13 protein-coding genes and 1 pseudogene are annotated in these 16,287 nt (G+C 34.9%); 1 reads left to right on the top strand and 13 read right to left on the bottom strand.

The genetic code is table 11. The features are described from left to right. Positions 1-459: 459 nt before the first annotated feature. The 12 genes and pseudogenes from DT250_RS04895 to DT250_RS04840 all read right to left on the bottom strand — a co-directional run bounded on the left by DT250_RS04895 (position 460) and on the right by DT250_RS04840 (position 12,755). Positions 460-1,788 carry a YjiH family protein gene (locus DT250_RS04895; RefSeq protein ID WP_149212686.1) on the bottom strand — a complete coding sequence of 443 codons (1,329 nt, stop codon included), beginning with the start codon at positions 1,786-1,788 and terminating at the stop codon, positions 460-462. 112 nt (positions 1,789-1,900) lie between these two features. Further along, positions 1,901-2,779 carry an aminoglycoside phosphotransferase family protein gene (locus tag DT250_RS04890; protein ID WP_149212685.1) on the bottom strand — a complete coding sequence of 293 codons (879 nt, stop codon included), beginning with the start codon at positions 2,777-2,779 and terminating at the stop codon, positions 1,901-1,903. Positions 2,780-2,783: 4 nt separating this feature from the next. Beyond that, entirely contained in the window at positions 2,784-3,296 is a 513-nt protein-coding gene (locus DT250_RS04885) for a GNAT family N-acetyltransferase (protein ID WP_149212684.1), read from the bottom strand. A gap of 26 nt (positions 3,297-3,322) precedes the next feature. Then, positions 3,323-3,780: pseudogene (locus DT250_RS04880) on the bottom strand (DUF2691 family protein). A gap of 234 nt (positions 3,781-4,014) precedes the next feature. Further along, positions 4,015-4,449, bottom strand: a complete 435-nt coding sequence (locus DT250_RS04875; RefSeq protein WP_000282808.1) for a ferritin-like domain-containing protein — start codon at positions 4,447-4,449, stop codon at positions 4,015-4,017. A 197-nt stretch (positions 4,450-4,646) separates the two neighbouring features. Further along, entirely contained in the window at positions 4,647-6,014 is a 1,368-nt protein-coding gene (locus DT250_RS04870; protein WP_149212683.1) for an FtsX-like permease family protein, read from the bottom strand. A 132-nt stretch (positions 6,015-6,146) separates the two neighbouring features. After that, positions 6,147-7,331, bottom strand: coding sequence for an ABC transporter permease (locus DT250_RS04865; RefSeq protein ID WP_149212682.1), 1,185 nt, complete (start codon positions 7,329-7,331; stop codon positions 6,147-6,149). A 2-nt stretch (positions 7,332-7,333) separates the two neighbouring features. Beyond that, positions 7,334-8,008 (bottom strand): ABC transporter ATP-binding protein, encoded by a 675-nt coding sequence (locus DT250_RS04860; protein ID WP_097890320.1) that lies wholly within the window; start codon positions 8,006-8,008, stop codon positions 7,334-7,336. Further along, positions 8,005-9,099, bottom strand: coding sequence for an efflux RND transporter periplasmic adaptor subunit (locus tag DT250_RS04855; RefSeq protein WP_149212681.1), 1,095 nt, complete (start codon positions 9,097-9,099; stop codon positions 8,005-8,007). The genes DT250_RS04860 and DT250_RS04855 overlap by 4 nt, the downstream gene beginning before the upstream one ends. A 223-nt stretch (positions 9,100-9,322) precedes the next feature. Further along, positions 9,323-10,417: a HAMP domain-containing sensor histidine kinase gene (locus tag DT250_RS04850; protein ID WP_149212680.1), complete on the bottom strand. Its 1,095-nt coding sequence runs from the start codon at positions 10,415-10,417 to the stop codon at positions 9,323-9,325. Continuing rightward, a complete protein-coding gene (locus DT250_RS04845; protein ID WP_149212679.1) occupies positions 10,410-11,108 on the bottom strand; it encodes a response regulator transcription factor in 699 nt (232 codons plus the stop codon). The genes DT250_RS04850 and DT250_RS04845 overlap by 8 nt, the downstream gene beginning before the upstream one ends. 426 nt (positions 11,109-11,534) lie before the next feature. Then, on the bottom strand, positions 11,535-12,755 hold the full coding sequence (locus DT250_RS04840; RefSeq protein ID WP_149212832.1) for a YhgE/Pip domain-containing protein: 1,221 nt from the start codon (positions 12,753-12,755) through the stop codon (positions 11,535-11,537). A gap of 132 nt (positions 12,756-12,887) precedes the next feature. On the opposite strand from DT250_RS04840, the gene DT250_RS04835 reads away from it, so the two are divergent. Continuing rightward, a complete protein-coding gene (locus DT250_RS04835; protein ID WP_088063894.1) occupies positions 12,888-13,505 on the top strand; it encodes a TetR/AcrR family transcriptional regulator in 618 nt (205 codons plus the stop codon). A 55-nt stretch (positions 13,506-13,560) separates the two neighbouring features. Here DT250_RS04835 and ppsA read toward each other — a convergent pair whose 3' ends face one another. After that, a complete protein-coding gene (ppsA, locus tag DT250_RS04830) occupies positions 13,561-16,167 on the bottom strand; it encodes a phosphoenolpyruvate synthase (protein ID WP_149212678.1) in 2,607 nt (868 codons plus the stop codon). Positions 16,168-16,287 lie beyond the last annotated feature (120 nt).

Below are 16,287 nucleotides of genomic sequence, written 5' to 3'. Positions count from 1 at the left end.
GCCCCCTTTGTTGTTACTATATCATATGAAAAGAAAACGTTTTATAAGAATAATAGAATGTATTTAAAACAATTCCTTTTCAAATATATTCTTCTCGTATAAGGCGGGCAAGCTCATCACTAACCTTTAAAAAGGAAAATTTTGATAATTCCCAATAAATGCTATATAATGATAAATGGGAGGGGATGAAAATGCTAGATCAAATTACTTGGGGAACACCAGGCAGCTTATTATGCTTAGGTTTCTTTTTTGCAGGACTAGGAATCTTCTTAAGAAGCATGACGTCATATTCAAAAAATAAATAAAAACATCAAAAAAACAGAAAATAGTATATTTTCACATTTTAGGATATTTGATTTTCTTAGCATGATAGTGATGTGGGAATACCCCGATTTTAAACAAAAGAAGCCTTCCTTTTACAGAAGGCTTCTTTTGTTAGAGATTTATCTTTTTAAAACTTTAAAGTAACAAATAAGCAATCGGCGTAATAATAAGTAACGTTAATATCGTTCTTTGTACATAGAGAATAATAAGTTCCGATACTTTTAACGGAATGTCTGTCGATAAAATACAAGGAATGGAAGCTGAGAAGAACAATATAGATGCTACCGAAACAACCGCAATGACAAACTTTGTCACAAGTGGTGCACTTACAACTAAAAGAGAAGGTAAAAACATTTCCGCAATACCAACGGATGCCGCTTTAGCAGCTAGTTCTGCTTCTGGTAATTGTAATAGCCATGTAAACGGATAGAAAATATAGCTGATCCAATCAAATATTGGCGTGAATTTCGCTAAGACGATACCAATTAATCCGACTGACATAATGGATGGTAAAATGCCCATTGTCATGATAAATCCGTCTTTTAAATTTACTGCGATATTTTTCATAATACTCGGTGCAGATTTCGATACTTCCAGCGCATCTTCCCAAGCGCGTTCTAGCATTTTCTCTTTATAAACGGGCTCTGGGAACCCTTCTTCCGTTACATATGTATCTGGTTTTCTACTAAGTGGTGGGATTCTTACGGTGATAGCAGTTACGATGAATGTTACAACAAGAGTAGTCCAAAAATAAACATTCCATAAATGCATAATGTCTAATGTTTTTGCGATGATGATCATAAATGTTGCGGATACTGTAGAAAAACCTGTAGCGATAATAGCTGCTTCTTTTGTCGTATACTTCCCTTCTTTATACACGCGATTCGTAATTAATAAAGCTAACGAATAACTCCCCACAAAGGACGCAACCGCATCAATTGCTGATCGTCCAGGTGTTTTCCATAACGGTCTCATAATCGGACGACAAAACGTACCGATAAATTCTAGTAATCCGTACCCGACTAATAACGCTAAAAAAGCCGAACCAATTGGCACGAGTAAACTTACCGATATTACTAGTTTTTCATACAAAAACGGCCCTACATCTGGTGCAAAGAACCAAGCTGGTCCTACTTTCAAGCAATATAATACACCAAAGACAACACCAACTACTTTTAAACTAGAAAAACAAATGTCTACGATAGATGCATTCCATTTTTTTGTATAAAACGGATAAATTGCACCCATTATCATAACGAGTAGTGCGTAATAAGGTACGACGCTCGGAACCGAAGTCCTGATCCATGATACGATATGATCAATCATAATGGACGAAGCACCATTTATCGTAACTGGTACGAAAAACATAAACACCCCAACTAGACTAGCGAGTATAAACCGAAGAATGATCCTCTTCTCACTCCCTGTCTTAATTACATTCTTTTTTAATTCAATTTCACTCAAAATTCGACACCTCCTATTATCTAAATATTCTGTATAATAACGTTGCATTCCTTCTTTCGATTTCTAATATTTAATCATATGAAAAAGCCTATTTTAAAATAGGCTTTTTCTACTACCTCTCATAATCATCCACAATAACTTGAATAACACGATACGATTCTTCTGCCACTATTTTATTACTAGTCTTATTCGCATCATATGTAATTAACGCCTTCCAAAGTGCCCATCCTCTCGCTCTATTCCACGTTTCTTCATCTATGCACAATACTCCTTTAAATACGTTTCTGCTACTTTTATCAAAAAATGTCCATGCCATCGCTGCATCACAAGAAGGATCTCCTACTCCTAAAATCCCAAAATCAATTACGGCGCAAAGCTTTCCGTCCTTAACGAGTAAATTTCCTGGTGCAACATCTCCATGAACCCAAACTGGTTTACGCTTCCACGTTGACTGAAGTGCTACATCCCAAAGGTGCTTTAATACAGTTTCATCAAAAACGTCCTTATTATTTTCGATAGCACCTCTCGCTTCTTCATCATATACAGATATAAGCCCGCCTCGGTAAAAATTATGCGCTCCAGCTATCGGTCCATTACTCGCATCAATGGATTGTAATTCTACTAAAAATGCTCCTAAGTCCGCCGCAAATTCATTTAAGTCACGAACATTTTGTTTCGTAACTGTTTCGCCCTCTATCCACTTATTAATAGACCAAGGCCATGGATACGCTTCAGATGGATTACCTTTCGCAACTGGTGTAGAAATTGGTAAAGAAATTTCCTTACTTAATAGAGGTAGCCACTTATTTTCTTTCTCTACTTGTGGTGCATATGCCGCATCACTTGGCAATCTTACACTCATCTCATCCCCTAGATGAAACGTTCTATTATCATGCCCACTAAACTTTACAGGTCTCACTTCTAAATGTGCCCATTCAGGAAACTGTTCCTCTATCAACCTTTTAACTAAAGCAGTAGGAAATTGATTCATCCACTTACCCCCTTCTTTTTTGAAACTTACTAAGTCCTTCTGTACTTCCAACATATTCAAAGCCATTTCTCTTATAAAAATCATTCAACGTACGATTATGCCCAACACAATCTAGTTTCAAAAACTCTTTGTCACAGTACACATTCTCGTCTATCCATTGTAAAATCCACTCTCCGATTCCATTCCCCTTATACTTTCGTTTCACTGCAAATCTATGAATATATAAAGAATCTGAAACTTCCTCCTTACCAAAAATACGCTCATCCCATTTATTTTGTTTAGGAGATACTGTAACTGTACCGACAATTTCATCTTCTTTCATAACCACATATGTATATTTCTCTCTTATACCTTCTAGTATTTCAGCCGTAGCTTCTCCACCTAATAGATACTGCCACTGATCCACTTCTTTATGTTGTAACCACTCTGCTACTTCTTTTAATAGAGTAATTATGCTATCACTTTCCTCTTCAGTAGCAGTTCGAATTGTATATTCTTTAACTGTATTTCTCTCCATATCGCTGTTCCCCTTTCCTATCGCTATCATACTGATAAACGCGTTCTACCGTCATTTTCGTCGGTAACGTATTCAACATAATAACCTTGATTCCTTGCGTTTTCATACATCAATTCAATCTGTTTTTGATCTTTAGCGTAAATTGTGACGTATGTACAATCCGCAACTAGTAAAACTAATTCACACTTACTCTCTTTAAATTCTTCATATGTTTCAATATCTACTACTTCCTCTCCTTTTGAATACGCTTTTAAATCTGCAAAAATAACATAATATATATTGTCTTTAAATAATATTTTCAAATCTGATCCTTCCACTATACTTGGTTCTTCTGGAAATAATGCCTCATCCAATCCACCACGTGCTATTAAGTATGACTCCTCACTACCCACCAATCATATGAAGAAATATCAATTGGCTTTAACACTTTCCAAAGTAAATTATCATATTCATTTGGAATATCTACTGTAATTCCTCTTTTCATTTATTTGCTCCTAGCTTATTTATTTTCGTTTTCATTTCATACATTATATACCAAATTCAATTACCATATTTTGTAGATATCTATGTAACTTGTATTTCACCGCGAAAAAAAACCGTCCCACTACTTATGAAACGGTTTCTTTATGCTTATATTTAAGTTTTTCATGCAATTGTTGCACTGCGCTTTAAAATAAATTCTAATATATTCATCACATCAGCCATTTATTCTTAATGCTCACTTCGTCTTCACAAAATAATATAAAAACCACACCGCATGATTTTGTTCATCGGCAGCTATTCTGCGCAATAACTCTTTCATATGTGCATCCGATGCTTCATCTGAAATTTCCAAGTAAAAATCTACTGTCTTCTGTTCATCTTGTATTGCGAATTCTAATCCTTGTAAGTACGTATTTGGACATTCTTCTGTAATTTGTGGTTTAGGCTGCTGACCAGTTAAATTTGTATAGATCTGTACAAAATGATGGAAATGCTTTATTTCATCGTTACGAATTTCAAGAATTTGATTTCGTTCCGCCGCATTTGGAGCCATGTTGGCTAATTTCGCATAGCAACTTATTGCACTAAACTCTCCATTAATTGCTTTCTCAATATCACGAATCAACTTATCATTTTGCCTATACCAATCATAATCATTCGAATTATACATCGTATCCCCTCCATTATTTCACATAACATTTTATGCAATTTGAAATAGCAGGAGCATGTATATAAAAGGAAAACGCAAATCCGAACTCTTCGATTAAAAAAACCTATCTATCACTGCTTTATTTTCCTATAGAGTAATAATGAATTCAAAAAAAAACCGGTTCACTAATAGTGAACCGGTTTTATCTTTTACACATTTCATTTATACACAACTTTAAAATAGGAATAAACAGTTAATACATAATACCCAAAGTAAATTATGCAATATGCACCACTACTAATTAAAATAGGAATAATGATGTTATTTATAGGTATATTGTTTATTATCGGTATCGCAAATAAGCTATGAACAAGTCCGACTATTAGAGGTGAAATAAAACTAAAGCTAACTTGTTTCGAAATTGACTTTCTTACCTCTTTTTTCGTAACACCTATTTTCCGAAGAGTTTCATAATATCTCTGATTAGCATACGCTTCAGATAATTGTTTATAATATATAATTGAACCTGTCGTCAAAACAAATATTACCCCTAAAAAACTTCCAATAAATAACGCAACTCCATACAGTTGCATAAAATCTCCATTTGTTTCAGATTGCCCTACATAATACCCTGCTGCGACTGTACTAATTGCCGTTAAAGCTGTAGCGCTTAATATAGCAATTGTTGCAAGTAACTTAGCGTTCCCTTTTACTCGGTATAGTAATTGCGAAATGTTTATTATATTTATACCGCTATAAAATATTTCTCTTTTACTTCTAATTTTCTTTAAAACAATAACTGTATAAGAAGTGAATAGAAAATATGTCCCAAAAACAACTAAAAACAAAATAAAAACTGGAATCATTATAGGATTTATAAGTGGGTTCATAGGATCAATGGGATTCCACACAATATTTACTACTTCACGGAAGAAGCCTGCTAATATATATCCTAATCCCATTAAAATAAGACCTATATACGCCCTAAGTACAGAACCTTTTGGCATCCGTTCTCCTTGATGATTAGCTTGAAACATTTCAATCAATGGAAATTTATAAATAATGCGAGAGTTTTTCCATGCTGTATATAATAAAATAGATAAAAAGACGATGAACGTGTCTATTATTGCTTTTATAGATAACTCAAAATGAATAGGTACATGTAATTTCATTAAACTCATTAGCAGCTCTAAAAATAACTTAAAACTCATACTGCCAATCAGTATGCCAACTACTAACGCAACGCCTCCCATTATCATAGTCTCACAAAATAACATCGTACCAATTTGTTTTTTAGTTATTCCTAGTAAAGAATATAATCCTACCTCTTTTTTACGTTTCCTTATAAAAAAATTAGTAGAATAAATAATAAATATGGCTATAAAAATAATGAGAATCACTTTTGAAGATTGAAGAACACTATTAATCATCACATTATTAACCATTTCTTTTTTTATTTGAGTACTATATCGAAGTGATGCAAATATAAAATAGATAAGCATACTTGAAGCTAACGATACAAAATAAAGTATATACTCTTTAAAATTACGCCGTATGTTACGTTGAACTATATCAAATAAATTCATTTATCGGAACCTCCAGGAAATAATTGATGTAAAATATGACAAAGGGCACAGCTAGATAAGGTCACCAGCCAGCCCTCCAGAAATAGAAGACATTACATCAATGACTTGTTTTCAAAAAAATTACCTTTTCACTTATTCATATCGCAAACACTCAATCGGATCTAATTTAGCTGCTTTATTAGCCGGCAGTATGCCAAAGACAATACCAATTGACATCGATATTCCAACTGAGAGTAATCCAAGACTTACAGAAATAACTAGTGGCCATTCACCTATTGATGAAGCGATCCAAGCAAAACACATACCTAATCCAAAACCAATCGCCCCGCCTAATGACGTTAAAATACATGCTTCAATGAGAAATTGTGTTAATATTTTTCCTCTCGTTGCACCGAGCGCTTTTCGAATACCTATTTCACGTGTACGCTCTGTAACGGATACTAACATAATATTCATCACACCAATACCACCTACAAGTAAGGAAATCCCAGCAATACTAGCAAATACTATTTTCATCGTTCGTGTTGACTCTTCTATTTTTTGACCATATGCTTTCGTATCCTCCACTGTAAAAGAATGCTCAAATTCTGGGGATTTCAATTCATTCAATACAGATATAGCTTGTTTTTCTACAGCCTCTCGCTCACTTGGAGAAGATAACTTAATTTTCACTGTATCGTATTCCTCAATCCCTGCAATTAAAGCTGCATTATCGATAGATGTATACCCTTCATACAATTTAAATTGACGTTGAAAACCGTCTTCATATTTGTACACCCCGACAACCTTATATGGTTTTCCTTTTATATCTATATACAAATCATCTTTCCAAGTTTCAAATAGTGTTTTAAATAAATCTTCAGCTACAATTACAACAGGAATTGGCTTTTTCAGTTCATCCGTTGTTAACTCTCGCCCATGCACCATTTTCATTTTAGAGTCCTGCATAAAGTTTCCTGTTCCCCCATTTAAACTAAAGGAAACATTTTTTGATCCCGTATATACTTTTACGTCCATATGCACATTGGGATACACACCTTTTACACCTCGTATCACTTGCAATTGCTTTACCATATGTGGTGTAATTTTTGCTTTTTCTGTCGGAGAATCCGGGTTGAAGTATTCTATTTTAAGTTCATCCATATGCTGATTCTCTGCAAGTTCCTTTTGCATCTTTGCAGTCTGTCCATCTCCCATTGAAATAATTGTAATAATTGCACTGATTCCAATAATAATGCCTAACATTGTTAATATAGATCGCATTTTATGCGCAAAAATAGAAGATATGGCCATGCGTATATTTTCATTCGTATTCAAATTTATTCTCTCCAATCTTGTACGATATTGCCGTCACGAATTACAATTTGACGTGCTGCTGCTTCTCCGATTTCACGATCGTGAGTAATCATAATAATCGTTGAACCTTGTTTATTTAATTCGTAAAAGAGCTCCATAATTTGTTCACTCGTTTTCGTATCAAGTGCACCAGTTGGTTCATCGGCTAAAATAAATTTCGGATTATTTACAATTGCACGCGCTACAGCAACACGCTGTTTTTGACCACCTGATAACTCACTTGGAAGATGAGTAGCACGTTCAGCTAACCCAACTTTCGTTAAAGCAGCTAACGAAAGCTCGCGTCTTTCTTTTTTATCAACTCCTGCATAAATAAGAGGTAATTCTACATTTTGAAGGGCTGTAAGCCTTGGTAGTAACATGAAATTTTGGAATACAAAGCCGATTTCTTTATTACGTACGTGTGCAAGTTCTGTTTCAGACATAGTTGAAATATTTTGACCAGCTAGCTCATACGTACCTGCAGTTGGTTTATCTAAACAACCGATAATGTTCATTAAGGTTGACTTACCAGAACCTGATGGTCCCATAATGGAAGTGAATTCCCCCTGATTCAGTATTACATCGATTCCATGTAATATTTGGACGGACTCTGTACCGTTTTGAAAAGATTTCGTGATGCCTTTTAAATGAATCATTTTGTGTTAACCTCCATACCATCTTTTACATTTTTCATAGGTTCGGAGATAATTTGTACACCTTTTTTCACTCCAGAAACTTTTGCTTCATGATCCGTTTCAAATTCAACCGTAACTACTTGTTCTTTCGCTTTTCCATCTTTGACAACGAATACAACATCTTTGTCACCTTTTTTCACCATACTGCTTTTCGGAACGATTGTACCTGTTGCTTCGCCTGTTTTATTTGTCACGTTTACGTGGAAACCGTTTTGTAATCCTTCACTCTCGTTTAATGTAACAGTGAATGGATAGCTAGAAACTCTTTTGTTTTCATCCATATTCTTTACTGGTGTAGATCCGATTTCTGTAACTTTTCCTGACCACGTCTTACCAGATACAGTTTTTGATGAAACTATTACTTCTTGTCCAACTTTCACACTCGCAAGCTCATATTCAGACAGTTGACCTTTGACTTTAAATGGACCAGCGTGACGAAGCGTAATCCCACTCATTCCAGCATCATTATTTTTGACGATGTCATCAATTACACCATCAGCCGGGCTCGTTACTGAAAGTGTGTTTACTTTCTCTTTTGCTGCTTTAATCATTTCCTCAGCTTTTTCTACTTCAAACCTTTTCATTTCAAGTTGCGATTCTAATTGTTGTACTTCGATTTCTGATGCTTTTAACGTTTCCTCAGGAAGATTAGCGTTTTTATCTTTTTTTAATTTCTGCTTCACTGCATCCATTTGTTTCTGATGCAGTGTTACTTCTTTTTGCGCGATTTTCTGTTGCATTTCCGCTTCTGTTACACCTTGTTTAGTAATTGGGGCATTATATTTAAAAAGAAGCTGCCCCTTTTTTATTTCATCACCTTTTTTAACAGCTAATTCATACGTACCTTTTGTTGGATCGAATGAAATTGTTTCTATACCATTTGGGATAACCTCGCCGCCTAATTTTTGCTCATTCTCTATTTGTTTTTTTGTCACTTTATATGTTTTATAAGTTTCAGCTGGTTCAGATTCTCCTGCAAATGTCATATACGACCCGACTCCTAAACCAATTGTGACCATACCAACGATGACTAGTTTTTTTGCTTTCTTCATATCATAATATCCTCACTTTTTCATGTGTTTTACTTTTAGAAACTGTACGTCCTTTTCTTTAATAATTTTTGAACGTTTTTGAAAATGATATATAAAGCCTCGTACATACTATGTACAATATAAAAAGCCCCACTTTTTCATTACCAGTTCCTCCTTGACCTAACATACGTATAGGATAGAAAAAACTAGTTAAATAAAAAGTGGGGTAAACATTAAATTTTTATTAAATTCTTGAACTCTCTTCTTTTGGCAACCTTACTTCAAATATTGTTCTAATTACATTACTTTCTGCTGAAATCGTTCCATTATGCTGTTCAACAATATTTTTTGCAATAAATAATCCAAGGCCTGTACCACCTTGTTGCCCTGTTCTTGCTTTATCACCTGTATAAAGCATGTCAAAAAGATAGGGTAAATCTTCTTCTGGAATGCTATCTCCGTAATTAATAATTTGTACGATAACCTCTCCATTTTCAATATATCCTTTCATATCAACAAATTGGCCATTATCTCCGTATCTAACCGCATTTGTTACAAGATTTTCAAATACTCGAGCTAACAAATTCCCGTCACCGTAAATATATAAATGAGGATTAACATTCAACCTAGCTTCTAAATGATGTTTCTCCAATAATGGATATAGTTCCTCATCTAATTGTATAAGCAATTCACTTATATTAATTGTTTTTTTATCTAACTTTAGCACGCCATAGTTCATTCGCGTAATTTCAAATAACTCATCAATTAAGCTTTCAAGTCGCTGTGATTTCGCAAATGCAATCATAGAAAAATGTTTAATTTGCTCCTTCGATAAACTCTCATCTTTAAGAATTAAATCTAAATAACCTAAAACAGATGTTAAAGGCGTTCTTAAATCATGAGCTAAGTTAACGACGAGCTGATCTTTACTACTTTCTGCAAAGTCACCTCTCTCAACAGCCTCTTTTAATTTTTCACTCGCTATATTCATTTCACGCGCAATCTCGCCAAATTCATCATTTGAAGTAATATGAACTTTCTTTGTAAAATCACCGTTAGAAAGATGGTGAATACCGTTAGAAATTTCATTAAAATATTTTAAGTATGGTTTTGTTAAAAAGAAAAAGAATACAACAGATAGTGGGATAAAACACATTAAAAAGAATTTAATATCTACAATTGGTCTAAATTGAGCTAAATAATCTTCGTAACGTACCATCGTTCTATAATAAAACTGTAATGCTTTATAAATTATATATGTTCCGCCAGCTGCTAACACCATGCTTAGCGCAAACAAAGCAATCATTTTAAAACGAAAACTTCTCATCATGTTAGCCATTGAACGTATAACCTACCCCCCATACCGTTTTTATTAACTTATCCTTTCTTGTATCCTCCCCAATTTTTTTTCGTAAAGTACGAATATGTACCGCAACTGTACTTCCACCATCGAAATAATCATCCGCCCACACTTGTTGAAAAATGTGTTCCACACTGTACACTTTCTTCGGATGACTCACTAATAAATATAAAATATCAAACTCTTTTGGAGTTAATTCAATTTGTTCGCCATATACAGTTACCTTTCGTTGATCAAGATTAATAGCCACTCCGCTTATTTCTAAAACGGATTTATTCTCCTCTACTTTCGGTTGATTTAACGTAAGAAATCGACGTAATTGTGCATTTACACGTGCAACTAATTCAATTGGTGCAAAAGGCTTTGTCATATAATCATCCGCACCTAGTACAAGACCTGTCACCTTATCAAAATCAGATGTTTTCGCGCTTAGGAAAATGATTGGCATATTATGTTTCATCCGAATTTGTCTTGCTACTTCATAACCATCCATTTTCGGCATCATAATATCTAAAATAACTAAATCAATTGGTTGCGATTGAATGATAAGAACTGCTTCTTCTCCATCAGTAGCTTTCACAACATGATAACCTTCTTTTTCTAAATGTATCCCAATTAATTCAGCAATTTCCACCTCATCATCCGCTATTAATATTGAAATCTGCTTCATTTTACTCTTCCTCTCATTCCTTTTTCATACGTTCAATTTTAAACTAGTCTATTTTGTTTATACCTTCTTAAAAGAGCTTTATTATGAAATCCTTACTTTTTTAAGATAATCTTGAGTACTATATTTCTTTATGCATTTATTTTTGCATGTTTATGTTTTGTTAACTTTGCAACAACCTCTACGATTTTACGCTGTATGGTAGAAAATGCAGAAAAACTAACAAAAATAAAGTATATTAGGGACAATAATTATATAATACGACAAAGTTTTCAGTAGGATTTCTTCATCCCAATCCTAGCTAATGGACAGTTAGTTTAAAAAACAGCTAACTCCCTTTCATTATATCAATATATTTTATACCCTTACTTGTATTTCAACATAAAAACCGCTTCACTACTAGTGAAACGGTTTTTCCATTACTTATTTTTATGCATTCACTTCAGTTTTTTGTTCCTTTACTACACTACGTTTGAAAGCTGTCGCTAAAATAATAACCATACTTACTACGCCAATCCAAACGAGCACAGTAAGGGGTGTACTCCAGCTTAACCCTTTTCCAAAGAAGAATATTTCTCTAAGTCCTTCAATCATAAATCGCATTGGCAACCATGCGTACACCCAGTCTTGATAAAATGGCGACAACATTTCAGGTGCTAACGATAATAACGGTGCCCCAAAGAAAAGTAAGAGAGCAAATACACCAATTCCTTTTAGTCCAACTAATGAAAGTACCGCTGATATCATTAAGAAGAAGCTAAAGGACGTAATTGATAAAAACAGTGCCGTATCCGTGAAATTCGAAATATTTAAACCTACCATACCATCCGCGATCCATGTGAGGCCAAATCCAATTACAAGTGCCACGACAGCCCCTGTTATTATTTGTTTTAGTTTTAATACGAAGTTTTCTTTTCTTGTACCTACTCGCATTTTACTTATCGCAATAAAAATAATTGCTGCGCTCGCTAAACTTGCAATCCATAACGGCTGGAATAAAGACATCGGCGAGTTACCGTTCGCACTATTTTTGCCGATTTCATTCACATTTTTCACTTTCTTTGCAATAGGTGTTATTACATTTGAAACTTGGTCTGCTGTTAATGTAGCTCCTTTTGCTTTCAATCCTTCTAATAGTTGTGTACGAACAGTATTGTTCATATTATCAACGATCACATTTAACATTTGCCCCGCCATAGTTGAAGCTGCTGTATTCATTCCTTGATTTATGAATATTTCTACCTCTGGCGAAGATGGCTGTGGTGTTCGTAATGATGCTTGTTTTGTGCTAAAGTCTTTTGGAATAACTAATGCTGCGTAATATTCTTGATTATTTAAGCCTTTTTGAACTGCTTCTTTATTTTTCACTTCTACCCACTTCACCGCAGGTTCTTCATCTGATTTTGATGTCTTTTTCATATTATCAACAATCGTTTGCCCCATATTCATCTTCGGTTGATTCGGAATTTCTACTCCTTGATCCTCATTTACAATTGCGATTGGCAAATTTTTCGGCTGTGGTTGAACGGTTGGAAATAACGTTAATGAAAAAATAAAAACAACAAGTAGTGCAATAACTGGTGATACATATAAAAGTTTATTTTTAAACATTTTCTTTTCTCCTCCTATAGTTTGATTTATAATAACCAACAACGTGTTGTTTATTTATATTTTAAATTATATGTTCGAGTTGAACCTTATACAATAATCAAAAATCGTGAATGTGTCGGTTATAAGACACATTCTTGAAAAGTGTTGAGAAAAATTAAGGAGGGACATGCTTTGCGCGATAGTAATTTAGATTTACGTGTTATTCGTACGAAAACTGCCATACGAAACGCATTGGTTGAGTTAATTGAGGAAAAAGGTTTTGACGCCATTACAGTGAAAGATATTACAACGAAAGCAAACATAAATCGCGGTACTTTCTATGCACATTATCAAGATAAATTTGATTTAATGACGAAATGCCAAGAAGAAATTATGTATGAGTTTTCTAGCATTGCCAAACAGAGATTGCCTGAAGTTATTGCTGATCTTGGGTCAAACCCTTCCCCAACAATGCCGTTTATACTTATTACTTCTATTCTTGAATTTCTAAATGAAAATAGTGATTTTATGAAAGCAGTATTAAGCCCAAAAGGAGATTTATCTTTCCAAACAAAACTGAAAGACTTTATGTGGAAAACACTATTTGAAGATACGAATGGTGCTCTCATTAATAAGGAGAATTTACTTGTCCCAAGCCAATACTTAACTTCATATATGGCATCTGCTCATATAGGTGTCATTCAGCAATGGTTAAATAACGGGCAAAAAGAAACACCTGAGGAAATTGCTCGTATTTTATCAACAATCGCAGTTCATGGACCTTTTTATGCGGCTGGCTTAAAAAAATAAGTCAGCTATATAATAAAAGATCATCCACTATAATAGCGGATGATCTTTTATTTCATTACAACACTTCAATATACCCTTCAGTCCCATGTACCCGAATTCGTTGCCCATCTTTTATTCGTTTCGTAGCATTCTCTACCCCGACGACTGCTGATAATCCATATTCACGTGCAATCACTGCCCCGTGAGTCATAAGTCCGCCAACTTCAGTGACTAACCCTTTTATAGACACAAACAATGGTGTCCAGCCAGGGTCAGTAAAAGCAGTAACTAATATATCTCCTTCTTCTAAATTCGCTTCTTCCATGTTTAAAATAACGCGAGCTCTTCCCTCAATCACGCCTGAAGAAACAGGCAGGCCTACAATCGCATCAGCTGGGAGGTTTTCTCGTTTATATTTGCCTGTAATGATTTCTCCATCAGACGTCATGATACGAGGAGGCGTTAGTTTTTCATATAATTTGTAATCATTTTTTTGTTTTTGTATCAGCTCGTAATCTAGTTTATTCGTGCGAACAACTTCGTGAAGTTCTTCGAAAGTTAAATAGTATATATCATCGACCTTACGAATGACGCCGCTCTGCACAAGTTGCTCAGCTTCTTTCAATAATGCCTGCTTATATATGAAATAACGATTAATCATGCCGTATTTTGGATATTCACGATAACCGATAAAATTACGGATATTACGAACCATCCGCTTCATCTCTTCTACTTTTTGCTTTCCGTTCGGCAAGTGCTGCAATCGATTTACTAACTCTTCTTCTTTTTTCAAAGCTTCTTGCAGCCCTTCTTCAAACTTCCGTTTACTAGCACCCGCTTCAAAGTCTCTTATATTATTTAAAATCATCGGGATAATTGTAGTTGGCTTTTCACTCCAGCGTGTTTTCGTAATGTCAATTTCTCCACTACATCTCATTCCGTATTTATTTAGAAAAGTTAGAATGGCATCTCGGGCTTCTTCTCCACCTTTAAACTGAACTATTTCATCTAAAAAGTTATCGTTTTCTACATGTTGTAAATACGTAATAACTTCTTGGTACGGCCGAATCACATCAGCAACGTCCAGTAATGCTAGCCCCATTTCAGACGTAATATTGTTTTGTACCGATTGAGAAAGTGTGTCTGCTGCATTCTTTTCGCCTAGCCAGTGCTCCATCTTTTCATTCATCCATGTTGAAGCATTCATACCAGCCATAATGACAGCGATACTTTGCGGATTAAATAATACTTTCTTTAATTGCTGGATGTCTTCCAAAATAAAATTAAGTACATCCACCCCTGATTTCATGTGCATGTTTCGTTTTAACTCTTCGATTGATGCTTCACTATTCTGTATTAAATTCGTAACGATTGCCGGATCATTTTCGATTTCTGGTTGCGAATTTGCAGGTTGCTTACTTTTACTAACACTCTTTTCTTTTTCATCATCCGGCAACAATGTAATAAAATTATCTCGCTCGATTATAGTTGTTAATGCATCTCTTACGAGTGGATCTGATTTTCCTAAAGTGTTTATTAAATAATCTCTGCTAGCAGGTGAAGCTAATTGTTGCGTAGCATCCACAAACAGCCGTCCTCCCGCTTTACGCATAGGAGCATTAGTCGTTAACAGGAAAAAAGATAACCCAAGCGGTTTCATCGCATCGGTCATCATTTGTTGATGGCCAACTGATATATACACATGATTTCCCCCATCATTTTCTTCAGGAATTGGATATAAAGTCGTAATGGGGCGACTTTGGACAATATAAAATGTATCATCCACTAAACACCATTCAATATCTTGCGGACAACCAAAATAAGCTTCAATCTGTCTTCCAATCTGTGCTAGTTGTAAAATTTGTTGTTCAGACAATGTTTGAATTTTTTGCTGAGCCGGATCAATCTGTTTCGTCTCCGTTCCGCCCTCTTTTAAAGCATAAATAGCTAATTTTTTAGTTGCTATCATCTTTCCGGTAATTTCGCCTTCTTTTACTTTATAATTATCGGCAGAGACCAGTCCTGATACTAATGCCTCACCAAGTCCAAAACTGGCATCAATTGATACTACCTTTCGGTTAGAAGTAACCGGATCAGCAGTAAATAAAATTCCCGAAGCCTCAGGGAAAACCATTTTTTGAACGACAACACATATAGAAACTTGATTATGTTCAAAATCATTTTGCATGCGGTACATAACTGCTCGCTCTGTAAATAAAGAAGCCCAGCACTTTCTTACATGCTGCAAAATCGCTTCTTTACCGATAATATTTAAATACGTATCTTGTTGACCAGCAAATGAGGCATACGGTAAATCTTCAGCCGTAGCACTAGAACGCACGGCATAAGCATGTTCGTTTCCAAAACGTGAGAGATATTGAGCTACCGCTTCCACTACTTCAGAAGGGATTTCTACTGCCATAATGACTTCTCTAATCTTCTTACTAATTCCACCAATTTGGGCTCGCTCTTCCATTTTCAACTTTGTTAGCTGCTGCAACAAAGTTTGAAGCTCGTCATTTTGCTCGATGGCCTTTTCATATCCTACCGTTGTAACACAAAATCCTTCTGGCACTTGTATCCCTTGAACGCTTGATAACTCCCCTAAATTCAATCCTTTTCCACCAACGAGTGCAAGCTGCGTGTTTTCTATTTCCTGAAAATCGAGAACGAAAGAACTCATTTACCATCTCTCCTTACTATGCATGTGTTCTTGATTGTAGCAGTAGTAAATACGAATAAACAGTCTATTTCGAACTTGATTTACATGATATAATTAAGTTAGGAAGAAATCTTCCCCCCT

This window comes from Bacillus sp. AR2-1 (assembly GCF_008368755.1).
GTDB lineage: Bacteria > Bacillota > Bacilli > Bacillales > Bacillaceae_G > Bacillus_A > Bacillus_A wiedmannii.
This window is presented reverse-complemented; position numbering and strand designations above follow the sequence as displayed.

Bases quoted from the DNA above. Each gene is read 5' to 3' on its own strand.
- DT250_RS04885 (WP_149212684.1), bottom strand. From the start codon at position 3,296: ATGGAGAGAAATACAGTTAAAGAATATACAATTCGAACTGCTACTGAA.
- DT250_RS04875 (WP_000282808.1), bottom strand. From the start codon at position 4,449: ATGTATAATTCGAATGATTATGATTGGTATAGGCAAAATGATAAGTTG.
- DT250_RS04845 (WP_149212679.1), bottom strand. From the start codon at position 11,108: ATGAAGCAGATTTCAATATTAATAGCGGATGATGAGGTGGAAATTGCT.
- ppsA (WP_149212678.1), bottom strand. From the start codon at position 16,167: ATGAGTTCTTTCGTTCTCGATTTTCAGGAAATAGAAAACACGCAGCTT.
- DT250_RS04855 (WP_149212681.1), bottom strand. From the start codon at position 9,099: ATGAAGAAAGCAAAAAAACTAGTCATCGTTGGTATGGTCACAATTGGT.
- DT250_RS04890 (WP_149212685.1), bottom strand. From the start codon at position 2,779: ATGAATCAATTTCCTACTGCTTTAGTTAAAAGGTTGATAGAGGAACAG.
- DT250_RS04860 (WP_097890320.1), bottom strand. From the start codon at position 8,008: ATGATTCATTTAAAAGGCATCACGAAATCTTTTCAAAACGGTACAGAG.
- DT250_RS04870 (WP_149212683.1), bottom strand. From the start codon at position 6,014: ATGAATTTATTTGATATAGTTCAACGTAACATACGGCGTAATTTTAAA.
- DT250_RS04850 (WP_149212680.1), bottom strand. From the start codon at position 10,417: ATGGCTAACATGATGAGAAGTTTTCGTTTTAAAATGATTGCTTTGTTT.